Consider the following 22240-nt stretch of genomic DNA (forward strand, 5'->3'; position numbering starts at 1 on the left):
GCCTACCTGAGCGCACGCCGGACGCTCTACTTGCCGACAAAGGCTACGATGCCGACACCACCGCGCCGACCTTTCCGAGCGGAAAATCGAAGCCGTCATCCTGGTCGATCAAACAGCCGCGTGAAGATCGAGCATAACCGGGTGCTCTACAAGCAGCGCAACCGGATCGAGCGCATGTTTGGCCACCTCAAGGTCAACCGCGCCATCGCCACCCGATACGACCAACTGGCCAATAGCTTCCTCGGCATGGTTCATATCGCTACCGCCAGATACTGGCTCAAATTTGTCCACGCGGCCTAGCTTGGCTAACGCAGCAGTCCTTGAAGCAACGTGCGGATCTGCGCGGGTGTCTGGTTGCTGGTGACTTCGAGGTAACCAATGCCTGCGCGCCGCAGCGCTTCTTTCTTGATGGCATCACGCGCAGCGGTTTCAGTGCTGAGGTGGTGGCCGCTGCCTTGGAATTCTATGGCGTGGATTGGACGAAATTCCTGATCAACAATAAGCAAATCAACCCGTTTTGCATTGATGGCCCAGAACGCCTCCTTGTCCTCGCTCGCAAGAATCTCGCCAAGTGACACTTGGCCCATCGCACGCCAATCAGGTCTGGCGTCGGCAACGGCTCTGTCGACGACGGCTAGCAGGCGCTTCTCGGACTGGTTGAGCAGTGGACGCGCTTTGAAGTTTGCTTCCATGACACGGCGTAGTTGATCGCTAGCAGTTTCTGTCTGTGTCCTCGCTTTTGGGGCAGTGTCAGGGCTTTGCTGGCGACCTTTCCGTCCTGTGCTGTTCCGACTGCGCCAGAATGCACGTCGTTCTGCGCGCTTGAGATTCTCTGAAAAGCGCTCGACCGCAATTCCTATTACCGCACCGATAGCCAACAGGATTGCGAGAAGGTGGGGTTTTCCAATCAGATCGACGATTTCTTGAGGCATGTGGGGTGGAGTATAGTAGATATCTCAACGAATTCTTATGTCGCGACGCCTTCGTTTCAAAAAGGGGAACCTTTGCTGTCCTCTGTCCATTGCTCTGGCAATCGGGTGCCATTTTCGTGCCCGCCATCCAACGCATTGGAGAAAGTGCGATGAACAAGGTTCTGATGATTTCAGCGCTGGCTGCCGCTACGATGACGGCTGCCTGCACCAGCAACGGATATTATGATCGCCCGGGCTATGCCGATGGTTCCGGTGACTGGGGTTATTACGACCGCGGCTATTATGATCGTTATGGACGTTACGATTACAACAACCCTGACCCGCGCTACGGCGGCTACTATGCTGACCGATATTATCGCAACAACGCACGATATCGGGAGCGGCAGCTTTCGAACGATGACCGCGTGTATCGTGGACGCGATGGCCGTTACTATTGCCGCCGCTCCGATGGATCGACCGGGTTGATCATCGGGGGCTTGGGTGGTGCGGCAGCAGGTGCTGTCATAGCGCAGGGTGACAGCAAGCCGCTGGGTGCGATCATCGGCGCCATCGGCGGCGCTGCCGTGGGCGCTGCCATAGACAGCGGCAATCGCAACAATCGAAATGGGGTTCGGTGCCGCTAAGGAACCTCAAACGCGGTGGCGGGGTGGGCCAAAGTCGGCCCACCCACCCGTCAGGTGTTTCTGATATTATCCAGCCCCGCAACTACGCCGGGCTTTACTGAAGGATTGGAAGCATTCAGCTTCTTGGGCTTTTCGGCCTTGGGTTTGCGAACCTCCCGGCTCGACTTCTTTTGGCTCTTCGCCATTATCGTTCTCCTTGGGGCTGATGCCCTGACACAGCCTAGGCCGTTTGCCGCAAATAGCGAACATTAACGCAGCAGGCGTGTCAGCACTTCATCCAGTGCCGAAAGAAAACGAGAACGATCAGCCTTGGAGAACGGCGCCGACCCCCCAACGATATCTCCACCTGCGCGCAAATCGACCATGATTGCGCGAGTGGCGATCTGTGCTCCGATGGAGCTTGTGGTGAATGGCCTGCCGGCCGAAGAGAGCACGCTGGCACCTGCTTTCAGGCAACGGTCGGCCAGTAGAATGTCAGCGGTGATCACAACGGATTTCGCGTTGGCTGCTTCTGCGATCCAGTCATCGGCGGCGTCGAATCCGTCGTTCACCACCACCCGCCGAACCAATGGATGCACAGGCACACGAAATGGCGAATTGCTGACTATGGTCACCGGCACGTTTCGACGGAAGGCGACCTTGTAGATTTCCTCTTTCACCGGGCAGGCATCGCCGTCGACAAGAATGACGGGATTGGCGGCTGCGGTGGTGTCGGTCATGCCGCGCCATAGCGCCTGATCGCGTTCCGCGCCACTGGATGCCGAATACGTTCGCCAAAACCCGTCTGACCTGCTACCCGGCCGTTGCTGACGTCGAATTTTGCGACGGACTTCGGCATTGACTTCCGCCTTGGCGTTTCGGCGCTCTCGCGGCTTTTGACGACGATTTCCTTTCAATTGACGATTTTGACGCACGACCCGTCTGCATTTCTGCGGGCGGCAACCATCGTTCTTGAAAGGAACTCTCATGCCCGTAGGCACCGTAAAATTCTTCAACACCGAAAAAGGCTATGGCTTCATTCAGCCTGACAATGGCGGCGCTGACAGCTTTGTCCATATCTCGGCCGTGCAGGCCGCCGGTATGGCGTCGCTCGATAAGGACCAGCGCCTTAGCTACGAAGTTGAAACCGGCCGTAACGGCAAGGCTTCGGCGGTCAATCTCGCTTCGGCCTGATTGCAGGGCCCTGAGGCGCAGCGGCCCTTTGCAAAGGGCCGCCATCCTGCCATTGCGCGGTGATGGTATCCGCCTCTGAAGCTGAATTGCAGGTCCGCTTTCGCCGTGCTGCGTACAATCGCGCACTGGCAGAAGCGGACCTTGCTGCGATTGCGCCACTGCTTTCCCCTGATGTCGTGCTTGTAACCGGGACCGATAGCGCGTTGATCGCCGGGCGCAAGGCGCAACTCGCTGCATGGAAGCGCGAGTTTTCCGCTTTGCCGCGCACGATCTATGTGCGCACGACGCAGAGCGTCATCGCGTCTCCGGTCGAGCCGATCGTGATGGAGCACGGCAATTGGCAGGGGGCGGTTCAGGGATCAGGTAGCGTAATCGCTTCCGGCACGTATGCCGCAAAGTGGCGGCATTTCTCGCCGGGGTGGATGCTGGTTGCCGAGATTTTCGTCACCTTGGGGTAGGTGATTCTCCGGACGGCTCGGTTTCATCGGTATTGACCATGACGGGCGAGGATCGGCTCATGCTTATCCGGCCCCAGACATCGCAAACGCTGACGCAATGCTGGTACACGCGCGTTCATCATCCTGGTCCGAGGAAGACGCGGGGCGAGGGCGGAGTTCTACTTTCGGTCTGTCGCCATTGTCATCGCGCGATCAGATCGCACGGGGGCAAGGCTTGGACATTGGCCGATGGCGTCGACCTAGACGAACTCGCAAATAACTCCGGTATTCGCTATATCTGCGTGACAAGCGTTGCCGATGGCATGGTCATCGCGCGCTATATGATCGACCGAAATGCCAGCGATGCAGCGGTGAAAGCCCGCCTTGAAGACGTTATGGCAACGCATGATGCCAAGACGCCGGGTTCTGGGTTGGATGTGAGGTTGATGGGCGGACCGAAAGGTTGAATCAAAAAAGGGCGCAACCGCATCCGGTAGCGCCCTTTTTTTGTTACCGGCTCAGCCTTTTTTTGTTACCGGCTCAGCAATGTGCTGGCGCGGCTGACGGGTTTGGCGAGGCTCGCCAAGCGGCGAGGCATTCCCGTGTTGCCCGGCAGTCAATCGTTGGCAGCAGCCTTGCTGGCGATGGGCTTTACGTCCTTCACGTCGAAGGTGACCGGACGACCGTTGAAGCGACCAGTAACAGTGCGCTTGGTAACCTTCAGTTCGAAGGGCACCTTTCCGGCATAGGCCGAACCCTTGAGAACCTTGACGTCACCCTGCTGTTCGGCGGTGTAGTCGTACTTCACGCCCTGATAGGTGAACGAACCAGCTTCCGGCTCTGCAGCAAGGGCAGGAGCGGCAACGAGGACGGCAGCGGCGAGAGCGATCGAAGTCTTCAACATGGTAATGTCTCCTGAAAGATAAGGAAAGATTACCTTCAGCACCCTTATCTTGTTGCGTTGCAGCATACGTTTTGTGTGCGGCGCCGCAATTGTATTTCCCAGAACAATAGTTGCACAATATGCAATTTATATGAAAATCACTTAAAATCAGTGTCTTGATTAAATATAGCGCTAGACCAAATGCGCGAACTTACGTATGCGGGGCAGCCAGTGGCGACATTCGGCTGCCTGCCCGATCCGCATATTTCAGCGCTTGCGCACAAATTCTGCTCGTAAGACCAAGCCCTTGATGCCGGGGTACTTGCAGTCGATCTCTTGTGAATCGCCGGTAAGCCGGATCGATTTGATCAGCGTGCCCTGCTTCAGCGTCTGGCCAGCGCCTTTGACCTCAAGATCCTTGATGAGTGTCACCTGATCGCCATCGGCCAGAAGATTGCCCACTGCATCCCGTACTTCGACCGTGTTGGCCGCAGCCTGCTTTGCCGCCAGTTCGGACGCGGGCATCCATTCGCCGCTGTCCTCGTCATAGACATAGTCTTCGTTGTCACTCATGATTTCCTCCTCTGTCTGACGGCGCGGTGGCACGTCGGACGCCGGAAAGCCAGCAAAACGGGAAGGGCGTGCATGGATCGGACGGTTATCAGGCTGGGAAGCACCGACGCAGCGCTCGCGACCATCACGCTGGCGGCGGCATTCAGCAATGACCCGGCGATGGCGTGGATGTTTCCCGACCAGCGCGTGCGCGAAAAGCGGTTGCCGGGACTGATGCGGTGGATGTTCGAGGATCATCTGCGGCATGGCATGGTGTTGGGCACGCCGGGTTGCGAGGCGGTCACACTGTGGCGTCCGCCGGGGGCGGTGCATGATCACGCAGCGCTTACGCCTCCTGCGCTTGTCCGCTTCGTTGGCCTGCTGGGCACGGCTGTCTTGCGGGCCGAGAAGCTGGATCGCACGATCGGCAGGCATTTGCCCAAAGGAGAGCAGCAGTTCTATCTGCGCATGGCGGCGGTCAGGCCGGATTGCCAAGGGCAGGGCTTGGGCGGGGCACTGATCCGTGCGGGGCTGGCTGAGTCCGATCAGGCCGGGCTTCCATCAGTGCTGGAAACCGCGACGGAGAGCAATGTCGGCCTCTATCGTGCGCTTGGCTTCGAACTGATCGAGGACTGGCGGGTGGGGCAGAGCGGGCCGCGTTTCTGGACGATGACGCGGCCAGTTGCGGTCAAATGAAAGCGGCGTAGATCAGCCGCGCGCCCAGCATGACCATCAGCAGGTATATGATGGTGTAGAACCGCTCAGGTTTCAGCACTTTGACCACGCGCACCGAAAGGATCGTCGTGCCGATGGCCAGCGGCACGAGCAGGGCGGCGGCAGCCATCACATCGTGCGTGAAGGCTCCCAGCGCCAGATAGCTGGGCACTTTGAGCCAGTTGATCGCGGCAAAGAGGATGGAATTCGTGCCGGCATAGCTCAGATGCGGCAATTTGCGCGGGGTGACCCACATCTGGAACGGTGGGCCGCCCGCGTGCGCGACTTGGCTGGTGAAGCCGGTCGCCATGCCGAACAGAGCGCCGACCCAGCCCGGCGATGTCGATGCGGCAGCAACGCACCCGCCACGCTCAATCCACAGGCGATAGAAACCGAACGCCAGCGTGATCGCGCCAAGCACGCCCATCAGCGTCTTTTCATCGATGCTGGCTGCCATAGCCCAACCGATGCCGATGCCGACAATGGCACCTGGCAACATCCAGCCGACGATCCATTTGTCCCACGTGTGGCGGAAGGACCATACGCTCACCACATCCTGCACGATCAGGATCGGCAGAAGGATTGCCGCGGCTGTGGATGGGGGCAGGGCAAGGGCCACCACCGGCGTCCCCAACGCGCCAAGGCCGGAAAAACCGCCTTTGGCCATGCCGACAAGAACGACGCCAGCCACGCAGGTCAGTAGGGTCATGGGATCGGACAGCAGCACTGTGCCTAGCCCGCCTTCTGGCGCATCGGCCAATCTGTCACACAGCCACACCACAGCGCCAGCCACACCAGCAATGGCTGCAAGAACATGCGCGGCACATGATAGGCAAGGCCAAGGCCGCCGTCAGGCCGCGTCATGTCTATGATGAAATGGTTGATGTTGGCCGGGAAGACGCAGACCGCATATAGCGCCAGCCCAATCGCCGCCGCACGGCGCAGTGGCATCGAAAGAGACTGTAAAAGCCCCACAGCGCCAAGAATTTCGGCAATGCCGGTCCAGAACACCACGCTTTCAGGGAAGGGAACCCATGCGGGCATGATGGTTAGAAACGGGGCGGGTTTGGCCAGATGGATCAGGCCTGCGGCAAGATAAAACAGCGCCAGAATTGCGCGCGCTATCTGGCGGATCATGCGCCGGGACTCCATCCGGGCGGTGCGAGGGTGAATCCTGCAAAATCGAAGCCGGGCGCCACGATACAGGACACCAGCGCATAGCCATGCTGCTCGTTCAATACCGAAGCAGCTTGCCATTGGCCGGTGGGAACAACGCCTTGAAGCTGATGGCGGGCGGTATGGTCGGGGCCAAGAGTGCACGAAACCGGTGATGCGGCATCATCCGCGGCGATTTCCAGCAAGAGCGGATCACCGCCCTGCCATATCCAGATCTCGTCCGCGTCAACAGTGTGCCAGTGTGAGCGATCTTGCGCGCGCAACAGGAAGACTATTGCCGTGCTGGCTGAGCGTTCGCCATCTTGCGCGGGTGCGCGCCACGTTTCGCGAAAAAAACCGCCCTCTGGATGCGGCAAAAGGCCAAGCTGGTCGATGAGATCCTGTGCGGTGGGCATGATCGTGGTGTTGCCGGGGCAGGAAAGCCTGTCAATCACCAGATCGCCGGTTCAAGGCATAAGGTGTGGTATGGCACCTTGGTCCAGCCAAGTTGCGCGATAACATCATTGCTTTCTCGCGCGGTGCGATTGTCTGCGAGCGACCATGTGACGTGCCACACCTTGCCATCGGGCCGCGCGGTTGAACCATCAATCGCCACAATCATCGCTTCTACGCCCAGCCCGTCATCGGCGCGCCCGACAATCTTTGCATCGGCAACACGTTCAGGCGAAACCGTGCCGCTGATCGATAGCGTGACGTGATCAGCGATCGTGCGCGCATACTTGGGTGGCATGGTAGCAATGAGGGCGTCGCGGCATTCGCGCGTGAGTTTCCAACCGACCGTCATGCCCTGATGCCCCTGCTTTCCGAGGCATCAGGGCGCGGTTGTGAGTGCCCCCGTAACCCAGATGATTGTGAGGGCACCGATTGCCAGAAACAGGCCAATCGCCAGAACCCAGCGCGCGATGTTGTAAGTGTCTGCACCGCGTGCCTCATTCGTGGTCACGTGCGTTTCGTCGCCTTGCTTTTCCATGAAGCGTCTCCTTCAGCAATTTCAGAACTTCCCGAGTCTACGCTTGGAATGGCCCCCCGTTCCGGCAGGCATCTATACAGGCGGTGCCGGAACGGGGGAGATGGCCCCGAAAATCAGTCGCGCAGAAGTTCGTTGATGCCGGTCTTGCTGCGGGTCTGCGCGTCAACGGTCTTGACGATAACGGCACAGTAGAGCGACGGGCCGGGGGTGCCATCCGGCAGCGGCTTGCCGGGCATCGCGCCGGGCACGACCACGGCATAGGGCGGAACCTTGCCGATGTGGACTTCGCCCGTGGCGCGATCAACGATCTTGGTCGACGCGCCAAGGTAGACGCCCATCGAAAGCACCGCACCTTCGCCCACGATAACGCCTTCGGCCACTTCCGAACGTGCACCGATGAATGCGCCGTCTTCGATGATCACGGGGCCTGCCTGAAGCGGTTCCAGCACGCCGCCAATGCCTGCGCCGCCCGAAATGTGGACGTTCTTGCCGATCTGCGCGCACGATCCAACCGTGGCCCAGGTATCGATCATCGTGCCTTCATCGACAAAGGCCCCGATGTTGACGAAGCTTGGCATCAGCACCACGCCCTTGGCGATGTGGGCGCCCTTGCGCGCCACGGCACCTGGCACCACGCGGAAACCGGCGTCACGGAAACGGTTCTCACCCCAGCCAGCGAACTTCGAAGGCACCTTGTCGAACGCTGGAGCGCCGCCAGCACCGTGTTCGATCATGGCATTGTCGTTCAGGCGGAAAGAGAGCAGGACGGCCTTCTTCAGCCACTGGTTGACCTGCCATTCGCCGTTTACCTTTTCGGCTACGCGGGCCTTGCCGCTGTCCAGCAGTTCGAGCGCGGCTTCTACGACTTCGCGCACGGCATCGCTGGCAGGCGTCACATTGGCGCGGTCTTCCCAGGCGGCTTCGATGGCAGTTTCGAGCTGGGTCATGGTATTTCTCCGTCCGGGATCAGTCTGGAACAAAATTGCGCGGCCACTAACCCAGCGAGGCCGGATCGGCAAGGCTCGCCAGCGTGTGATCAAGCCATTTGCCAATGTCGTCTGCGATCACGTCGATGGCCGCATCGTCCTTCGCGCGATCACCCCAGTCGGTGGCGAGGTCGAGCCACACCGTCTGCATCCCCAAGGCCTTTGCGGGCGAAAGGTTGCGGGCCATGTCTTCAACGAAGACTGCCGTTTCGGGCGTGATGCCGAATGCGTCGATCATGCCGGTATAGGCTGAGCGTTCCGGCTTTGGTCGGTATTGCATTGCGTGAATGTCCCATATGCCCTCGAAACTGCTTTCCAGATCAAGCGCGGCAAGGACGCGCCGGGCATAGGCATCGTCGCCATTGGTGAACAGCAGCTTGCGACCGGGCAGGGCGGCGAGGCGATCGGCGAGCCGCGGTGCTACCGCAAGCGGGCGCATATCGATATCGTGGACAAAGCCCAGAAAATCATATGGTTCGGTGGCGTGAAAGTGCATCAGGCCGGACAGCGTGGTGCCGTGATCGTGGAAATAGAGCTTCTGCACGCGACGCGCCTCAATCTCGTCGCATCCTAGAAGGTTCTGGATGAACAAGCCCATTCGCATGTCGATCTGATCGAACAGGCGTGTCGATGGCGGGTAGAGCGTGTTGTCCAGATCGAAGATCCAGCAATCGACGCATGTCGGATCGAAAGGCATTGCATATTCCCGTCCAAAGCCGTGACATATGGCGTTTACGTTCCGGGGCCTATCAGCAAGAAGCGCGAGTGACCACAAGGGCTTGGGAGCAAAGATGAAAGCGGCGGAGATGCTTGGGCGCACAGGAGCGCTGGCTTTGCTTGCAGGCCTTGCCGGATGTGGCGGCGGGGGCGTTGCCAGCACGCCTGCGCCCGTTGTGCCGATCACGCCTGCCTCCACGCCGACACCAACTCCAACTCCGACGCCCACCGCAACCAATTACGATACGTCCGAATATCGGCGTTCCGATGGGCCATCGTTGCATGGTGCGATCACCGCATGGCAATCCGGGGCCAGCGGTGTGGGCGCCACGATTGCCATCGTCGATTCCGGCATCGACACGGCGAATACCGAATTTGCAGGGCGCATTGCGGCCACATCTCGCGATGTCGTGGGATTCCGATCACTGAGCAATGCCGAAGATGATCACGGCACGCAGGTCGCCTTGGTGGCAGCGGCGGCGCGCAATGATTCAGGCATTGTCGGGATGGCGTGGAACGCCACTGTTCAGATGCTGCGTGCCGATACGCCGGGCACGTGCAACGCCTCTGATGGCTGCACCTTTGCGGATGCCAATATCGCAGCAGGCATTGATGCTGCGGTCAGCGCTGGGGCGCGAGTCATTAATCTCTCGCTGGGCGGCGATCCGGCCAACGCAGCTTTGCGCACGTCAATCGCGCGGGCGGCCAGCAGCGGCGCGGTGATCGTGGTTTCGGCCGGAAACGATGGCGACAGCACAAGCGCTGGCGTGGACCCCACCAACCCTGATCCCTTCGCCGCATCGGTCTTGCAGGCAGGCGGCGCGAACGTGATCATCGTCGGGTCGGTAGACGATGCCGGAGTCATCTCCGATTTCAGCAACAGGCCGGGCACATCCGCAGCATCGACGCTAATGGCCTTGGGCGAGCGCGTTTGCTGCGTCTACGAAGGCAGCGTGCCCAAGACGACCACCGGTGCGGACGGAACTTTCGTGACCGTGGTCAGCGGCACCAGCTTTGCCGCGCCGCAAGTGTCGGGCGCTGTTGCCCTGCTCGCAGAGGCGTTCCCCAATCTCACTGGAGCGCAGATCGTCGATCTGTTGCTGAGCAGCGCACGCGATGCTGGATCGACTGGCACAGATGCCGTTTACGGGCGTGGCCTTCTCGACATTGCGCGCGCTTTTTCGCCGCAGGGCAGCACCAGTCTTGCAGGCACGCAAGTTGCCGTTTCGCTGGCCGCGCTTTCCGGCACGACCAGCGCGGCAATGGGCGATGCGATAAGCGGAACATCGCTCGGCACGGTTATGCTGGATGGGTATGGCAGGGCCTATCGCATGGATTTGGCGTCTGGCTTGCGTGCATCGTCGGTTCGGCAACCTTTGTTTGAGGCGCTGGCAAGTAGAGGCCGACCGGTTGCGCTTGATGCTGCCGATTTCTCGCTGGCTTTCACCGTCGACCATCGGTTCGGCACGGTTCCGTTGCGCCTTGCGCCGGGCGAGCGCCAACAGGCGCGGGTATTGGCGTCTTCGGTGGTGACGCGAATTGACCGGTCGCTCGACATGGCGCTGGGCTGGAAGGTGAGTGCCGAGAGCCTGACTGCGCGGCTGCAACAGCGACGGGCGTCGGATTTCCTTGTCGCGGGGATGTCTAGCGGTGTTTTGGCCCGACCTGAGACGGGTGTAGCTGCACGCTATCGTTTGGGGCGTCTGGGATTGACGGCGTCGGTGGAGCGCAGCGTGCTGGTGCGATCCGATCCTTTGCGCGAACGGCGGGGTTACCGAATGACGCAATTCGGTATGGCGCTGGACGGCGGGCAAGATGGGACGTTTGATTGGCGCTTGGGCCTTGGCCTGATGCGCGAAGAGCGGACGGTGCTGGGCACGCGCTTTGCCGATGCGCTGGGCGGCGGCGGGGCGACGACGGCGACGCTTTCGCCCGGCTTTGGCTGGCGCTTCGGGAGGGGGTGGGCGCTGGGGGCGACCGGGGGCCTCGGCTTTACGCGGATCGACAGCGGGGCGGTGGTAAGCAGCGGTTCGCGGTTGGTGTCGTCATCATGGAGTGTCGATCTTTCACGCGAGGGCGTGCTGACAGGGGGTGACCGGTTGGCCTTCCGCCTCTCGCAACCCTTGCGGGTGGAGCGTGGCGGGCTGGATCTGAACCTGCCGGTAGCGTGGGACTACGCGACGGAGAGCGCGACCTTCGCCCGCGTGCCGCTGTCGCTGGCACCGAAGGGGCGGGAACTCGATGCGGAACTGGCGTGGGCTACAGTGCTATGGGGCGGCGATGCTTCAGCCAGCGTGTTCTTCCGTAAGGAGCCGGGGCATTTTGCCGGCGCGGCGGATAATGGTGGGTTTGCGCTGCGGTGGTCGCGGGGGTTTTGAGGCTTTTTATCGTGTTTGATAAGCTATAAATTCACAAAAAATAAAGCTGTTAATTTACCTCAAATACTCTTTCTCCATTCACTGGACAGCGTATGCACTTTGGGGATGTATTTCCTTCGAAAAATATCTTCACAATTGAAGTACCTTAACTTCATGGATATATATTTAATATTTTTTGTGTTGTCAGTTAATCTTTCTAATTCAATTAACTCTCCCTTTTTTGTTTTCGGACCCACAATGGTGATCCCGTCGCCAAGATATACCCCATCCTTTTCTAGGACGTACGATGGATATCCCACGTGGGGAACAATGAAGTTATCAACGATAACATTTCCTCCTCGTCCATTTATTTCGGTATTTTCCAAGCAAATGTAATCTTCACCATCGTTCGTCAATTCTATTTGGACGAAATCGCGTAAGCTTTCATTTTCGTATGCAACCCTAGCAGAAAATCTCAAAGGTTTGCCTTCGTTCTTATCGCAGGCAGACGTCAGCAGGAGCATTGTTAGAATCAGTAGTTTTTTCAATTCACTCACCTCAAGCATCGAACAAAATGCCACATACTTGCTCAACAGATCCGGATATTAGCAACGGGATAGCGGCATGTCAGCTCGGCGAGTTGCTTGATTAATCCAATTTGCAATCTTTTGGATTCCTAAGTCGGGCAAAGTCTGAGTTTGTCAGAGACACTTAGCCGTTCGGCACCACATGCCGCAGCTTCGCCCCCTCGCCATCCTCCAGCACATAGAGCGTCCCATCCGGCGCCTGCTCGATTTCGCGGATGCGGTTGCCGAGGTCTATGCGTTCGAGTTCGATAGCCTTCTCGCCGTCGATCTTCACGCGGACGATGCCGCCTGAACCTAAGCCCGCAATCAAGGCCTGCCCCTGCCACTGCGGAAAGGCTTTGCCGCTGTAGAAGATCATGTCCCCCGGCGCGATCACAGGGTTCCAGCTTATAGCGGGCTGGGCCAGATCGGGGCGCGTCCTGTTGCGCGGGATTGGTTTGCCATCGTAGTGATCGCCATCGGACACCAGCGGCCAGCCATAGTTCTTGCCCGGCTCCACCAGATTGATTTCATCGCCCCCCGCCGGGCCATGTTCGATATCCCACAGCCTCCCATCGGGCGAGAACGCGATGCCGAGCAGATTACGGTGGCCGAACGACCATATCTGTGCGGTGACGCCAACCTTGTCGGCCATCGGATTGCCGGGCGCGGCCGTGCCATCGGGCATTAGTCGTAGCACTTTGCCAAGGTTGGCGTTCAGGTCTTGCGCGGGCGTGAACTTTTGCCGGTCGCCCGACGTCACATAGAGATATTTGCCATCGGGCGAGAATGTCATGCGGTGGGAATAGTGACCTTTGCCCGTCACTTTGGGGAATTGCCGCCAGATGACGCTCAAGCCTTCGAGGCGTGGCTGGCCATCGATCACCAGCTTTGCCCGGCCTACCACCGCGCCGCGCGTATCGCCTTCGCCCTCTTCGGCCCAACTGAGGTAAACTGTGCCGGTCGTCGCGAAATCGGGGGCAGCGATCACATCGCCAAAGCCGCCCTGGCCGCCGTAGGCAACCTTTGGCGTGCCGCTCACGTCCATCGCCTCTGCCGCGCCTTCTCGCCACAGCTTCAGTTTGCCCCTCTTCTCGGTAATCAGCGCCATGTTGGTGCCGGGGAGAAATGCCATCGCCCACGGTTCATCGAACGTGGCAACATCGGTGACGGCAATGCCCGCCGTGGCAGGATCGCTGCCTTGTGCGGAAATCGATGAGCCGCAGCTTGCGAGGAGCAGGGCGAGAGGCGATAGCGAGCGCAGGATCGGATTCGTCATGCCTGCTACAATGCCCTCAACTGCTTCTGGTGCCACCACCTTTTCGTCCATGCTGACAATCGGCGTGGACGAGGCGGGCAGAGGGCCGCTGGCAGGGCCGGTCGTGGCAGCCGCCGTGGTGCTGTGCAAGCCGCGCCCATCGGGGCTGGATGATTCCAAGAAGCTTTCGGGCAAACGCCGGGCGGAACTCGAAGCGGTGATCAAACGCAGGTGCCGCTGGGCGGTGGGCGTGGTCGAACCGGAAGAGATTGACCGCCTCAACATCTTCGGTGCCACGATGCTGGCGATGACGCTGGCGGTTCAAGCCTTGTGCGAACAACTGGCGGCGGACGAAGGCGTGGGCGAGGTACTGATCGACGGCAACTTGACCCCGCACGGTCGCCGCGCCGAATGGTGCTGGCCAGCCCGCGCCATCGTTGGCGGTGACGCCATCGAGCCGTGCATTTCCGCTGCATCGATCATCGCCAAGGAACACCGCGACAAGATCATGCGCGAGGCAGCACTGGCCCATCCGCATTATGGCTGGGAACGTAATGCCGGTTACGGCACACCCGAACACCTGACTGCGCTGCGCACGCATGGCCCGACCCCGCTGCATCGCCGCAGTTTCGCTCCGGTCGCGCAGTTGACACTGCTCTGAAAAAATTTCCGAAAGGTGCAAGCCACTACATCTTGAGTCTGTCGGAACTGCACAGACTCCATATATCGATCTGGCCTCGTTCCGTTCTTGCCTTACGTGTTGCGCGACTCGCCTGAATCTGGCGAGTCGCGGCTTGACGCGGGACTTGCGATGACTCAAACGGTGGCCTTGTCCACAGGGTTCAGGGTCTAGATATGGCAGTCGCAGTGAAGGAACGTGCGCTTAAGGCGCGTCCAAAAAACGTTCAGGCAAAAGCGCTTCGTGCCGCTCCGGCAAAAGTGCTCAAGGCTGACGTTGCGCTGCCGCGCAACCAGATCCTGCGCGGAGACTGCATTTCGGAAATGCGCAAGCTGCCCGATGCGTCGATAGACATGATCTTTGCCGATCCGCCGTATAATCTTCAACTTGGCGGCGATCTGGCCCGGCCCGATGGCAGCCACGTCGATGCCGTGACCAACGATTGGGACAAGTTCTCCAGCTTTGCGTCCTATGACACTTTCACGCGCGAATGGTTGGCCGAAGCGCGCCGCCTGCTCAAACCCGATGGCTCGATCTGGGTGATCGGCAGCTATCACAATATCTTCCGTGTCGGCGCGATCCTGCAGGATCTGGGCTTCTGGATTCTCAACGACATCATCTGGCGCAAGGCCAATCCCATGCCCAACTTCAAGGGCACGCGCTTCACCAACGCGCACGAAACGCTGATCTGGGCATCGAAGAGCGAGAAGTCGAAGTACACCTTCAACTATCGCGCGATGAAGACACTCAACGATGAATTGCAGATGCGCTCTGACTGGGTGCTGCCGATCTGCTCCGGCCCGGAACGCCTGCGCCGCAACGGCACCAAGGCGCACCCCACGCAAAAGCCCGAAGCGCTGCTCTATCGCGTGATGTTGGCCACCACCAACAAGGGCGACGTAGTGCTCGATCCGTTCTTCGGCACCGGCACCACGGGGGCCGTGGCAAAACGCCTTGGCCGTGACTGGATCGGGTGCGAACGCGAAGACGATTACATCGAAGTCGCGCGGGAGCGCATTGAACTCGCCCTGCCGCTCGACGAATCCTCGCTGGTCACCATGCAGTCCAAACGTTCTGCACCCAAGGTCGCGTTCGGCGCGCTGGTTGAAAGCGGCTATCTTGCCCCCGGCACGCGCCTTACGGCCAAGAAGGGGCGCTTCAACGCAGTGGTCCGCGCCGATGGCTCGCTCCAGTCGGACGCCGAAATCGGCTCGATCCACGGGCTTGGTGCCAAGCTGCAAGGTGCGCCGTCGTGCAATGGCTGGACGTTCTGGCACGTCGAACACGAAGGCGAGGTCAAGCCAATCGATGCGCTGCGTCAGCTTTATCTGCTGGCGGTTGAAGATTGAGAGCTTGAACTGCCTGTGCGCCCCCGCGTAGGCGGGCCTCAGGCCATTTGGCGGAATCCTCGCGCCCGGCTGCACGAGGTTCCCGCCTTCGCGGGAACGCAGCACATGCCATCAGTCTACATTCGCCCCATCGCTCTTGCCGAAAGCCCGCAGTCCGAAGAAGGCGCGGCGGTGCGGCTTGGTGGCGGATTGGTTTATGCCAGCCGCTTTGCCCTGATCGTGCGCGATGGCGGAAAGATCACGACACGCCAGCGCCTTGGCACTGCGGAAATGCCATCGGCCATCGCCGCACTGCCTGATGATCTTGGCGCAGAAGCAGCGGTACAGTGGGAAAATCTGCGCAAGAGCCATGCCCCGCTGGTGTGCGGCCAGCGCATGTTGCGGCTCGATCAGCCGCAGATCATGGGCATTCTCAACGTAACGCCCGACAGTTTTTCTGATGGTGGCCAGTTCCTCGACAAGCCCGATGCGGCGCTTGACCATGCCCACGCCATGCTTTCGGCAGGCGCTGGGCTGATCGACATTGGCGGTGAATCCACGCGGCCCGGTGCGGCAGCCGTGTGGGAAGGGGATGAGGTCAAACGCGTCGTCCCGGTGATCGAGAAACTGGCGGCAGCGGGCGCGGCCATTTCCATCGACAGCCGCCGCTCTTCGGTGATCGAAGCCGCGCTGGCCGCTGGCGCGCACATCGTCAACGATGTGTCGGCCATGCGCCATGATCAGCGCACCGTTGAAATCGTAGCCAAAGCAGGCGTGCCGGTGGTTCTCATGCACGCACCGGGCACTGACGGCGATCTCCATGCCGATGGCGAATATGCCGATGTCGTGCTCGATGTGTTTGATGCCTTGCGCGAACGACGCGATGCCGCTCTGGCCGCAGGCATCGCGCGCGAGAAAATTCTGCTCGATCCCGGTATCGGCTTCGGCAAATCGCTGGCGCAGAACCTCGCTTTGATCAACGCGCTGCCGATGTTTCATGCGCTCGGCCAGCCGATACTGTTCGGCGCCAGCCGCAAACGCATGATCGGAGCGCTTTCGAATGAAGTGCCCGCGTATCAGCGAATGGCCGGTTCGGTCATGCTGGCGTTAAAGGCGATGGATGCCGGATGCCAGATGGTGCGCGTTCATGACGTGGCCGAAACCGTGCAGGCTTTCCACGTCTGGCGCGGTTTGCGCGATGCGGCGCTGACCGATTTCAGCCAACTCGTCTAAAGCGAAACGCCGCCATCACTGACAAGACAGGTTCCGGTTATCGTTGCTGCTGCGTCTGACAGCAGAAAGCCGATTTGTGCCGCCACTTCATCTGCACTGGCAAAGCGGCCCAGCGGTGTTGCGTCCTTTGCCATCGCGGCCAGAGCCTCGGCCCGGCTGCCATGCTGTTCGACAAGTCCGGCAAACCATTCCGCCTTGTCCCAGATCCCGGTATCGACCCCGCCCGGCGCAATGGCGTTGACTCGCACGCCGTACTTCGCCGCTTCCGTCGCGGCCACTTTGGCAAGCTGGATCGTCGCTGCTTTCGATGCGGAATAGGCTGCCGTTCCTGCTGCGGCCTTAACGCCGGAAACCGAGGCCGTCATCACTATCGATCCGCTGCCTTGCTTCTTCATTGCCCGCAGCGCTGACCGTAGCGAAAGAAACATGCCGTCAAGGTTGACGGCCATCGTCTTGCGCCATGTTGCAATATCGAGATCGACGATATCGCCGTTGCTGGCGATGCCCGCGTTCAGGACGGCATAATCCAGTCGGGGAAGTTCGCGCTCGAACAGTTTCCACAGCGATGGATCGGCCACATCGCCGCCAATCGGCTGAACCTTGCAGCCAAGGCCCAGCGCGTCCAGCCCCGGCCTGTCCATATCGATCAGGATCAGTTCACCGATGCCTTGGCGGTCAAGCCAGCGGGCCGCCGCAGCGCCGATGCCCGATGCTGCCCCGGTAACGAGCGCCACGCGCCCTGCGAATTCGGATTCCCCAGCCATGAGCCAAGGCTAGCGCCAATCAGGCGGCGTTGTCGATTCCCAGTTCGGAAAGCTTGCGATAAAGGGTTGATCGTCCGATCCCTAGCCTCCGCGCGACTTCCGTCATGCGGCCGCGATAGTGGCCGATGGCCAAGCGGATCACGTCGGCTTCGATCTCTTCCAGTGGCCGCAGATTGCCATCGGGCGCGAACAGGGTGATCCCCGCGCCATCGGTTACGCTTGGCGCCCGGCGATTGCCTTCTCCGATCAGGTTGGAAAGGTTCGGGAAATCCTGCGGCGTTAGCGCTTCGCCATCGCAAAACACGGCTGCGCGGAAGAGCGTGGCCTGCAATTGCCGAACGTTGCCCGGCCAGTCATAGGCCCCCAGCAACGCCAGCGCGCCATCGGTTATCCCGAGTGGGCGCAGGCCGGGTTGCTCGCCGATGCGCGAAAGGAAATGGCGTGCAAGCGCTGGAACATCGGCGGGCCGTTCGCGCAGCGCGGGCAGAATCACCTGCGTCTGCGTCAGCAAGGCGTGAAGATCGGCGCGGAAATCACCGGTTTCCACCAGATCGCGAATCCCGGCGTTGGCACAGGCAATCACCCGCACATCCACGCGGAAGGAATGGCGCGCGCCGATGGGCTGCACGTCGCCGCGTTCAAGAAAGCGGACGAGCCGTTCTTGCACGTTGTCCGGCAGCCTGTCGATTTCGTCGACCACCAGCGTGCCGCCATCGGCGTGTTGCAACAGGCCTACGTGCCGTTCGAAAGCGCCCGGAAACGCGCCTTTTTCATGCCCGAACAGCGCCGATTCGATCTGGTTGGCCGGAACGCCACCGGCATTGATCGTGCGCAGTGCTGTCTTGGCGCGGGGGCTTGCGGCGTGCATCGCGCGCACCAGCATTTCCTTGCCCGTGCCACTTTCGCCCTCGATCATCACATTCGAATGGGTGCGTGCGGTTTTTGCCGCCACGGCCAGCGCTGCGCGAAAGGCAGGGGCCGCACCGATCATCGATTCGAAATCGAGCGGCGCGCCGAGTTTTTCGGTCAGCGGTTGAAGCTCGCTGGCGTCCGTTTCGCGCGATGTGGCGCTGCGCAGGGCCTGCAACAGCCGTTCGGGCGCAACGGGCTTGATCAGATAGTCGGTCGCGCCGGCACGCATTGCTTCCACCGCCAGCAGCGGCGAGCTGCTCGTCGTCAGCATCAGGATCGGCAGGGCGGGGCGGCGGGCTTTCAGTTCGGCGATCAGCGCGCAGGCATCGTCACCCGGCACCCATTGGTCCAGAATGATTGCGCCAAGCTGCATTCCTTGCCGCGTGCCAAGCGTTGCGATTGCGCTTTCCGAATCGCGGGCGATGATCGTGCGCCAACCCTCGCGCGATGCCAGTGCCGAAATCAGCCTGCATTGCGCGGGTTCGTCGTCGATCAGCATGAGAAGGCGCTGTTCGGACTCCTGCATGACCTGTACTTTTGGTTACCCCCGCATTTGCGTCAGGAGCGCAGCACTAACCGGATTGGGTAAAGACCCGATTAAGCGCGAGAGGACGCTGCACACTTGAGTGCCAGCCAAGCCACCGCTAGAGCATTGCCGCTGCGCCAGACCGGCGCGTGATTTTTGGGGAAGAACATGGCTCCTGCAAACGATATCAAGGCCGCCAAGGCCACTTACGAAGGCTTCGTCAATCTGGTGAAGTGGTCCACGCCCGCTATTTGCGTGCTGGTCGCTATCGTTATTCTGGTGATCCAGTAAGAACGCCGTGGCGGGGGCAATAAAGATCGCCGTCCTTCGGGAACGCGCGACAGGGGAGAGCCGGGTTTCGGCAACGCCGGAAACCGTGAAAAAATTCATTGCCCTTGGGGCGACGGTCTCGGTCGAGAGCGGGGCGGGCATTACCGCCTCGATCTCGGACGAGGACTATCGTGCTGCAGGAGCCGACGTAACGGACGATGCCGTACAGGGCGCGGATATCGTGCTGGGCGTGCAGGGGCCGGAAGTCGATCAGCTTTCCGGTGCCAATTCCGGCGCATGGATCGCTGCCGGGCTTGATCCATTTGGCAAGCGCGCACGGGTGGATGCCTATGCCGCTGCGGGCTTCGAAGCACTGGCGATGGAATTCATGCCGCGCATTACCCGCGCCCAAAGCATGGATATCCTTTCATCGCAGTCGAACCTTGCAGGCTACAAGGCGGTGCTGGTCGCTGCGAACCTCTATGGCCGCGCCTTCCCGATGATGATGACGGCGGCAGGCACAGTTTCGGCCGCCAAGGCTTTCGTCATGGGCGTCGGCGTTGCCGGCCTGCAGGCCATCGCCACGGCCCGCCGTCTTGGCGCGCAGGTTTCTGCAACCGACGTGCGCTCCGCCACCAAGGAACAGATCCAGTCGCTCGGCGCCAAGCCGATCTTCGTCGAAAATGTCGCCGGGATCGAGGGTGAGGGCGCGGGTGGCTATGCCACCGAAATGTCCGAGGAATATCAGAAGGCGCAGGCCGAATTGGTTTCCAGCCATATCGCCAAGCAGGACATCGTGATCACCACCGCGCTTATTCCGGGCCGCGCTGCACCGCGCCTGATCTCTGACGCGCAGATCGCCACGATGAAGCCCGGCTCGGTGATCTTCGACCTTGCCGTGGCGCAGGGCGGCAACGTCGAAGGTTCAGTGGCCGATCAGGTGGTCGAGAAGCACGGCGTCAAGATCGTCGGCTATTCGAACACGCCTGCGCACCTGCCGGCGGATGCTTCGGCCCTGTTCAGCCGCAATCTCTACAACTTCCTCTCGGCCTTCTGGGACAAGGAGCAGGGCAAGCCTGTTCTGGACGAGGAAATCGGCAACGCCATCCGCCTGACGCAAGGCGGCAAGGTCGTGAACGAACGACTGCTCGGCTGAGGGGGAAAGCCATGGACTTCATATCGATCCTGAGCATTTTCGTGCTCGCTTGCTTTGTCGGGTACTACGTCGTCTGGTCGGTTACGCCGGCCCTGCACACACCGCTGATGGCGGTGACCAATGCGATTTCGTCGGTCATCGTGGTCGGTGCGCTCGTCGCGTCTGCCGCAGCCGGTAGCCCTTCGGCCAAGTGGCTGGGGCTGGGCGCGGTGGTGCTGGCTTCGGTCAACATCTTCGGCGGGTTCGCGGTGACCGCGCGCATGCTCGCGATGTACAAGAAGAAGGAGAAGAAGTGATGGAACACGTCGCTGTCTCTCCCTGGGTCGCGCTGGCCTATCTGGTCTCCGGCGTTCTCTTCATCCTTGCGCTGCGCGGGCTGTCCAGCCCGGCGACGAGCCGTGCGGGCAACCGCTATGGCATGATCGGCATGACCATCGCGGTCGCCACCACGCTGCTCACGCATGAAATCGCCAGCCTGCCCGAAATCCTGGTGGCGCTGGCCATTGGCGGCGGTATCGGCTTCATCATCGCGCGCAAGATCGCGATGACCGACATGCCGCAGCTGGTCGCCGCGTTCCACTCGCTGGTCGGCCTTGCCGCCGTGCTGGTAGGCCTTGCCGCCTATCTCAATCCCGATGCCTTCGGGATCATGCTGCCGGACGGCCAGATCAACCCGGTCAGCCGCATTGAACTCGGCCTTGGCATCGCCATTGGTGCGATCACGTTCTCGGGTTCGGTCATCGCGTTCCTCAAGCTGGCCGGCAAGATGAGCGGATCGCCGATCCTGCTGCCGGGGCGCCACGTGCTCAACCTCGGCACGCTGATCGCGATCATCGGCCTTGTCGCCTGGTTCACGCAGGACCAGTCGGCCTGGGTGATCGCCACGATCACGGTGCTGTCGTTCATCATCGGCTTCCTGCTGATCATCCCGATCGGCGGCGCGGACATGCCGGTGGTCGTCTCGATGCTCAACTCGTATTCGGGCTGGGCAGCGGCGGCGATGGGCTTCACGCTGCACAACACCGCGATGATCGTGACCGGCGCGCTGGTCGGCTCGTCGGGCGCGATCCTGTCCTACATCATGTGCAAGGCGATGAATCGCGGGTTCCTTGCCGTCATCGCAGGCGGCTTCGGCGCCGAGGCCTCTGCCGCTGGCGGCGCGGCCAAGGAACAGCGTCCGTGGAAGCGCGGCTCGGCCGAGGACGCGGCCTACATGATGAAGGAAGCCGAGAACGTCATCATCATTCCGGGCTACGGCATGGCCGTGTCCCAGGCGCAGCACGCGCTGCGCGAGATGGGCGACGTGCTCAAGAAGGAAGGCGTCAACGTTAAGTACGCCATCCACCCGGTGGCGGGCCGCATGCCCGGGCACATGAACGTGCTGCTGGCCGAAGCCAACGTGCCGTACGATGAAGTGTTCGAGCTGGAGGACATCAACTCCGAGTTCGCGCAGGCCGACGTGGCCTTCATCATCGGCGCGAACGACGTGGTGAACCCGGTGGCCAAGACCGACAAGTCCTCGCCGATCTACGGGATGCCCGTGTTCGATGTGGACAAGGCCAAGACGATCTTCTTCGTCAAGCGTAGCATGGGCGGTGTGGGCTATGCCGGCGTCGATAACGACGTGTTCTACATGGATCAGACCATGATGCTGCTGGCCGATGCCAAGAAGATGGTCGAAGATATCGTCAAGGCGTTGCAACACTGATGAAGCGTTTGGCCCCTGCCGTGCTGGCTCTCGCCGTTGCGGCAGGGGCCTGCGCGCCATCGAAACTGGCCTATGGAAAGGTCCGCTCGGCTCTGGTCGATGCGGGCCTTTCCGATTCAAACGCTTCGTGCATGGCGGAGCGTATGACCGACCGTTTGACGCTCGGCCAGCTTTCACGTCTGCAATCCTTGCAAGCGCCCAAGCGCAGCCTTGCCGATTATCTCGCCACCGTCCGCCGTCTTGGCGATGCCGAACTGCTCGGTGTCACCACCAGCGCCGCAGCGCTCTGCGCCACAGGCTTTGCCCCAGAGAAGAAGTAG

31 protein-coding genes are annotated in these 22240 nt (G+C 60.8%); 15 read left to right on the plus strand and 16 right to left on the minus strand.

The window, feature by feature from the left end:
• The first annotated feature begins 48 nt into the window (after window positions 1-48).
• Window positions 49-300 carry a transposase gene (locus tag HGI47_RS22175; RefSeq protein WP_240949994.1) on the plus strand — a complete coding sequence of 84 codons (252 nt, stop codon included), beginning with the start codon at window positions 49-51 and terminating at the stop codon, window positions 298-300.
• Between the two features lie 5 nt (window positions 301-305).
• Here HGI47_RS22175 and HGI47_RS03200 read toward each other — a convergent pair whose 3' ends face one another.
• Window positions 306-932 carry a DUF2726 domain-containing protein gene (locus HGI47_RS03200; protein WP_168851370.1) on the minus strand — a complete coding sequence of 209 codons (627 nt, stop codon included), beginning with the start codon at window positions 930-932 and terminating at the stop codon, window positions 306-308.
• Between the two features lie 149 nt (window positions 933-1081).
• On the opposite strand from HGI47_RS03200, the gene HGI47_RS03205 reads away from it, so the two are divergent.
• Entirely contained in the window at window positions 1082-1555 is a 474-nt protein-coding gene (locus HGI47_RS03205; RefSeq protein ID WP_168851371.1) for a hypothetical protein, read from the plus strand.
• A 50-nt stretch (window positions 1556-1605) separates the two neighbouring features.
• Here the strand turns inward: HGI47_RS03205 and HGI47_RS22865 are convergent, their stop codons facing one another.
• Window positions 1606-1740, minus strand: a complete 135-nt coding sequence (locus HGI47_RS22865; RefSeq protein WP_255460615.1) for a hypothetical protein — start codon at window positions 1738-1740, stop codon at window positions 1606-1608.
• A 63-nt stretch (window positions 1741-1803) separates the two neighbouring features.
• Window positions 1804-2274, minus strand: a complete 471-nt coding sequence (locus HGI47_RS03210) for a YaiI/YqxD family protein (protein ID WP_168851372.1) — start codon at window positions 2272-2274, stop codon at window positions 1804-1806.
• Between the two features lie 247 nt (window positions 2275-2521).
• Between HGI47_RS03210 and HGI47_RS03215 the strand changes: the two genes are divergently transcribed.
• The 3 genes from HGI47_RS03215 to HGI47_RS03225 all read left to right on the plus strand — a co-directional run bounded on the left by HGI47_RS03215 (window position 2522) and on the right by HGI47_RS03225 (window position 3632).
• On the plus strand, window positions 2522-2728 hold the full coding sequence (locus HGI47_RS03215; protein WP_084277208.1) for a cold-shock protein: 207 nt from the start codon (window positions 2522-2524) through the stop codon (window positions 2726-2728).
• Window positions 2729-2790: 62 nt separating this feature from the next.
• On the plus strand, window positions 2791-3186 hold the full coding sequence (locus tag HGI47_RS03220) for a nuclear transport factor 2 family protein (protein WP_168851373.1): 396 nt from the start codon (window positions 2791-2793) through the stop codon (window positions 3184-3186).
• Window positions 3187-3407: 221 nt separating this feature from the next.
• The gene (locus HGI47_RS03225; protein WP_168851374.1) at window positions 3408-3632 is read left to right on the plus strand and encodes a hypothetical protein; all 225 of its coding nucleotides are present in this window, start codon (window positions 3408-3410) and stop codon (window positions 3630-3632) included.
• A 149-nt stretch (window positions 3633-3781) separates the two neighbouring features.
• Here the strand turns inward: HGI47_RS03225 and HGI47_RS03230 are convergent, their stop codons facing one another.
• On the minus strand, window positions 3782-4069 hold the full coding sequence (locus HGI47_RS03230) for a hypothetical protein (RefSeq protein WP_168851375.1): 288 nt from the start codon (window positions 4067-4069) through the stop codon (window positions 3782-3784).
• 246 nt (window positions 4070-4315) lie between these two features.
• A complete protein-coding gene (locus HGI47_RS03235; RefSeq protein WP_168851376.1) occupies window positions 4316-4621 on the minus strand; it encodes an alkylphosphonate utilization protein in 306 nt (101 codons plus the stop codon).
• 72 nt (window positions 4622-4693) lie between these two features.
• Between HGI47_RS03235 and HGI47_RS03240 the strand changes: the two genes are divergently transcribed.
• The gene (locus HGI47_RS03240; RefSeq protein WP_168851377.1) at window positions 4694-5296 is read left to right on the plus strand and encodes a GNAT family N-acetyltransferase; all 603 of its coding nucleotides are present in this window, start codon (window positions 4694-4696) and stop codon (window positions 5294-5296) included.
• On the opposite strand, the gene HGI47_RS03245 is transcribed toward HGI47_RS03240, so the two are convergent.
• The 7 genes from HGI47_RS03245 to HGI47_RS03275 form a co-directional block, all read right to left on the minus strand.
• Window positions 5289-6023, minus strand: coding sequence for a sulfite exporter TauE/SafE family protein (locus tag HGI47_RS03245; RefSeq protein ID WP_168851781.1), 735 nt, complete (start codon window positions 6021-6023; stop codon window positions 5289-5291). The genes HGI47_RS03240 and HGI47_RS03245 overlap by 8 nt on opposite strands.
• Before the next feature lie 23 nt (window positions 6024-6046).
• Window positions 6047-6451, minus strand: coding sequence for a DoxX family protein (locus HGI47_RS03250; protein WP_168851378.1), 405 nt, complete (start codon window positions 6449-6451; stop codon window positions 6047-6049).
• The gene (locus tag HGI47_RS03255) at window positions 6448-6885 is read right to left on the minus strand and encodes a cupin domain-containing protein (protein WP_206066001.1); all 438 of its coding nucleotides are present in this window, start codon (window positions 6883-6885) and stop codon (window positions 6448-6450) included. Before HGI47_RS03255 ends, HGI47_RS03250 begins: the two co-directional genes overlap by 4 nt.
• A 35-nt stretch (window positions 6886-6920) precedes the next feature.
• A complete protein-coding gene (locus HGI47_RS03260) occupies window positions 6921-7274 on the minus strand; it encodes a hypothetical protein (RefSeq protein ID WP_168851379.1) in 354 nt (117 codons plus the stop codon).
• A gap of 27 nt (window positions 7275-7301) precedes the next feature.
• A complete protein-coding gene (locus HGI47_RS03265) occupies window positions 7302-7460 on the minus strand; it encodes a hypothetical protein (protein WP_168851380.1) in 159 nt (52 codons plus the stop codon).
• A 113-nt stretch (window positions 7461-7573) separates the two neighbouring features.
• Window positions 7574-8407: a 2,3,4,5-tetrahydropyridine-2,6-dicarboxylate N-succinyltransferase gene (dapD, locus tag HGI47_RS03270; protein WP_168851381.1), complete on the minus strand. Its 834-nt coding sequence runs from the start codon at window positions 8405-8407 to the stop codon at window positions 7574-7576.
• A 46-nt stretch (window positions 8408-8453) separates the two neighbouring features.
• On the minus strand, window positions 8454-9143 hold the full coding sequence (locus HGI47_RS03275) for a pyrimidine 5'-nucleotidase (protein ID WP_168851382.1): 690 nt from the start codon (window positions 9141-9143) through the stop codon (window positions 8454-8456).
• Window positions 9144-9237: 94 nt separating this feature from the next.
• Here HGI47_RS03275 and HGI47_RS03280 point away from each other — a divergent pair, with 94 nt between their 5' ends.
• On the plus strand, window positions 9238-11541 hold the full coding sequence (locus HGI47_RS03280) for a S8 family peptidase (RefSeq protein ID WP_168851383.1): 2304 nt from the start codon (window positions 9238-9240) through the stop codon (window positions 11539-11541).
• A 59-nt stretch (window positions 11542-11600) separates the two neighbouring features.
• Here the strand turns inward: HGI47_RS03280 and HGI47_RS03285 are convergent, their stop codons facing one another.
• Window positions 11601-12077, minus strand: a complete 477-nt coding sequence (locus tag HGI47_RS03285; RefSeq protein ID WP_206065982.1) for a hypothetical protein — start codon at window positions 12075-12077, stop codon at window positions 11601-11603.
• A gap of 154 nt (window positions 12078-12231) precedes the next feature.
• Window positions 12232-13365, minus strand: coding sequence for a PQQ-dependent sugar dehydrogenase (locus tag HGI47_RS03290; RefSeq protein WP_168851385.1), 1134 nt, complete (start codon window positions 13363-13365; stop codon window positions 12232-12234).
• Between the two features lie 49 nt (window positions 13366-13414).
• On the opposite strand from HGI47_RS03290, the gene HGI47_RS03295 reads away from it, so the two are divergent.
• The 3 genes from HGI47_RS03295 to folP all read left to right on the plus strand — a co-directional run bounded on the left by HGI47_RS03295 (window position 13415) and on the right by folP (window position 16584).
• Window positions 13415-14005, plus strand: coding sequence for a ribonuclease HII (locus tag HGI47_RS03295; RefSeq protein ID WP_168851783.1), 591 nt, complete (start codon window positions 13415-13417; stop codon window positions 14003-14005).
• A gap of 194 nt (window positions 14006-14199) precedes the next feature.
• Entirely contained in the window at window positions 14200-15372 is a 1173-nt protein-coding gene (locus tag HGI47_RS03300; RefSeq protein ID WP_168851386.1) for a site-specific DNA-methyltransferase, read from the plus strand.
• Between the two features lie 105 nt (window positions 15373-15477).
• Window positions 15478-16584 (plus strand): dihydropteroate synthase, encoded by a 1107-nt coding sequence (gene folP / locus HGI47_RS03305; protein ID WP_168851387.1) that lies wholly within the window; start codon window positions 15478-15480, stop codon window positions 16582-16584.
• Here the strand turns inward: folP and HGI47_RS03310 are convergent.
• Together HGI47_RS03310 and HGI47_RS03315 are read right to left on the minus strand one after the other, a co-directional pair.
• Entirely contained in the window at window positions 16581-17348 is a 768-nt protein-coding gene (locus HGI47_RS03310; protein ID WP_168851388.1) for an SDR family NAD(P)-dependent oxidoreductase, read from the minus strand. The two genes, folP and HGI47_RS03310, sit on opposite strands and share 4 nt — an antisense overlap.
• A 19-nt stretch (window positions 17349-17367) precedes the next feature.
• Window positions 17368-18786, minus strand: coding sequence for a sigma-54 dependent transcriptional regulator (locus HGI47_RS03315; protein ID WP_168851389.1), 1419 nt, complete (start codon window positions 18784-18786; stop codon window positions 17368-17370).
• Window positions 18787-18954: 168 nt separating this feature from the next.
• Between HGI47_RS03315 and HGI47_RS03320 the strand changes: the two genes are divergently transcribed.
• From HGI47_RS03320 to HGI47_RS03340, 5 genes are read left to right on the plus strand one after another with little or no spacing between them, the layout of a single operon-like run.
• Window positions 18955-19077 (plus strand): aa3-type cytochrome c oxidase subunit IV, encoded by a 123-nt coding sequence (locus tag HGI47_RS03320; protein WP_168851390.1) that lies wholly within the window; start codon window positions 18955-18957, stop codon window positions 19075-19077.
• A 19-nt stretch (window positions 19078-19096) separates the two neighbouring features.
• Window positions 19097-20212 carry an NAD(P) transhydrogenase subunit alpha gene (locus HGI47_RS03325; protein ID WP_168851784.1) on the plus strand — a complete coding sequence of 372 codons (1116 nt, stop codon included), beginning with the start codon at window positions 19097-19099 and terminating at the stop codon, window positions 20210-20212.
• Window positions 20213-20223: 11 nt separating this feature from the next.
• Entirely contained in the window at window positions 20224-20508 is a 285-nt protein-coding gene (locus HGI47_RS03330) for an NAD(P) transhydrogenase subunit alpha (protein WP_011445494.1), read from the plus strand.
• Window positions 20508-21920 carry an NAD(P)(+) transhydrogenase (Re/Si-specific) subunit beta gene (locus tag HGI47_RS03335; protein ID WP_168851391.1) on the plus strand — a complete coding sequence of 471 codons (1413 nt, stop codon included), beginning with the start codon at window positions 20508-20510 and terminating at the stop codon, window positions 21918-21920. The genes HGI47_RS03330 and HGI47_RS03335 overlap by 1 nt, the downstream gene beginning before the upstream one ends.
• On the plus strand, window positions 21920-22240 hold the full coding sequence (locus HGI47_RS03340; RefSeq protein WP_206065983.1) for a hypothetical protein: 321 nt from the start codon (window positions 21920-21922) through the stop codon (window positions 22238-22240). The genes HGI47_RS03335 and HGI47_RS03340 overlap by 1 nt, the downstream gene beginning before the upstream one ends.

This window comes from Novosphingobium sp. ERN07, assembly GCF_012641335.1.
GTDB lineage: Bacteria > Pseudomonadota > Alphaproteobacteria > Sphingomonadales > Sphingomonadaceae > Novosphingobium.

Excerpts from the sequence above, each read along its gene's own strand:
- HGI47_RS03340 (WP_206065983.1), top strand. The coding sequence starts at position 21,920 with ATGAAGCGTTTGGCCCCTGCCGTGCTGGCTCTCGCCGTTGCGGCAGGG.
- HGI47_RS03290 (WP_168851385.1), bottom strand. The coding sequence starts at position 13,365 with ATGACGAATCCGATCCTGCGCTCGCTATCGCCTCTCGCCCTGCTCCTC.
- HGI47_RS03210 (WP_168851372.1), bottom strand. The coding sequence starts at position 2,274 with ATGACCGACACCACCGCAGCCGCCAATCCCGTCATTCTTGTCGACGGC.
- HGI47_RS03330 (WP_011445494.1), top strand. The coding sequence starts at position 20,224 with ATGGACTTCATATCGATCCTGAGCATTTTCGTGCTCGCTTGCTTTGTC.
- HGI47_RS03235 (WP_168851376.1), bottom strand. The coding sequence starts at position 4,621 with ATGAGTGACAACGAAGACTATGTCTATGACGAGGACAGCGGCGAATGG.
- HGI47_RS03250 (WP_168851378.1), bottom strand. The coding sequence starts at position 6,451 with ATGATCCGCCAGATAGCGCGCGCAATTCTGGCGCTGTTTTATCTTGCC.
- HGI47_RS03275 (WP_168851382.1), bottom strand. The coding sequence starts at position 9,143 with ATGCCTTTCGATCCGACATGCGTCGATTGCTGGATCTTCGATCTGGAC.
- HGI47_RS03310 (WP_168851388.1), bottom strand. The coding sequence starts at position 17,348 with ATGGCTGGGGAATCCGAATTCGCAGGGCGCGTGGCGCTCGTTACCGGG.
- HGI47_RS03320 (WP_168851390.1), top strand. The coding sequence starts at position 18,955 with ATGGCTCCTGCAAACGATATCAAGGCCGCCAAGGCCACTTACGAAGGC.
- HGI47_RS03260 (WP_168851379.1), bottom strand. The coding sequence starts at position 7,274 with ATGACGGTCGGTTGGAAACTCACGCGCGAATGCCGCGACGCCCTCATT.
- HGI47_RS03220 (WP_168851373.1), top strand. The coding sequence starts at position 2,791 with ATGGTATCCGCCTCTGAAGCTGAATTGCAGGTCCGCTTTCGCCGTGCT.
- dapD (WP_168851381.1), bottom strand. The coding sequence starts at position 8,407 with ATGACCCAGCTCGAAACTGCCATCGAAGCCGCCTGGGAAGACCGCGCC.
- folP (WP_168851387.1), top strand. The coding sequence starts at position 15,478 with ATGCCATCAGTCTACATTCGCCCCATCGCTCTTGCCGAAAGCCCGCAG.
- HGI47_RS03315 (WP_168851389.1), bottom strand. The coding sequence starts at position 18,786 with ATGCAGGAGTCCGAACAGCGCCTTCTCATGCTGATCGACGACGAACCC.
- HGI47_RS03215 (WP_084277208.1), top strand. The coding sequence starts at position 2,522 with ATGCCCGTAGGCACCGTAAAATTCTTCAACACCGAAAAAGGCTATGGC.
- HGI47_RS22865 (WP_255460615.1), bottom strand. The coding sequence starts at position 1,740 with ATGGCGAAGAGCCAAAAGAAGTCGAGCCGGGAGGTTCGCAAACCCAAG.
- HGI47_RS03280 (WP_168851383.1), top strand. The coding sequence starts at position 9,238 with ATGAAAGCGGCGGAGATGCTTGGGCGCACAGGAGCGCTGGCTTTGCTT.
- HGI47_RS03295 (WP_168851783.1), top strand. The coding sequence starts at position 13,415 with ATGCTGACAATCGGCGTGGACGAGGCGGGCAGAGGGCCGCTGGCAGGG.
- HGI47_RS03300 (WP_168851386.1), top strand. The coding sequence starts at position 14,200 with ATGGCAGTCGCAGTGAAGGAACGTGCGCTTAAGGCGCGTCCAAAAAAC.
- HGI47_RS22175 (WP_240949994.1), top strand. The coding sequence starts at position 49 with ATGCCGACACCACCGCGCCGACCTTTCCGAGCGGAAAATCGAAGCCGT.
- HGI47_RS03240 (WP_168851377.1), top strand. The coding sequence starts at position 4,694 with ATGGATCGGACGGTTATCAGGCTGGGAAGCACCGACGCAGCGCTCGCG.
- HGI47_RS03245 (WP_168851781.1), bottom strand. The coding sequence starts at position 6,023 with ATGACCCTACTGACCTGCGTGGCTGGCGTCGTTCTTGTCGGCATGGCC.
- HGI47_RS03265 (WP_168851380.1), bottom strand. The coding sequence starts at position 7,460 with ATGGAAAAGCAAGGCGACGAAACGCACGTGACCACGAATGAGGCACGC.
- HGI47_RS03230 (WP_168851375.1), bottom strand. The coding sequence starts at position 4,069 with ATGTTGAAGACTTCGATCGCTCTCGCCGCTGCCGTCCTCGTTGCCGCT.
- HGI47_RS03200 (WP_168851370.1), bottom strand. The coding sequence starts at position 932 with ATGCCTCAAGAAATCGTCGATCTGATTGGAAAACCCCACCTTCTCGCA.
- HGI47_RS03255 (WP_206066001.1), bottom strand. The coding sequence starts at position 6,885 with ATGCCCACCGCACAGGATCTCATCGACCAGCTTGGCCTTTTGCCGCAT.
- HGI47_RS03205 (WP_168851371.1), top strand. The coding sequence starts at position 1,082 with ATGAACAAGGTTCTGATGATTTCAGCGCTGGCTGCCGCTACGATGACG.
- HGI47_RS03335 (WP_168851391.1), top strand. The coding sequence starts at position 20,508 with ATGGAACACGTCGCTGTCTCTCCCTGGGTCGCGCTGGCCTATCTGGTC.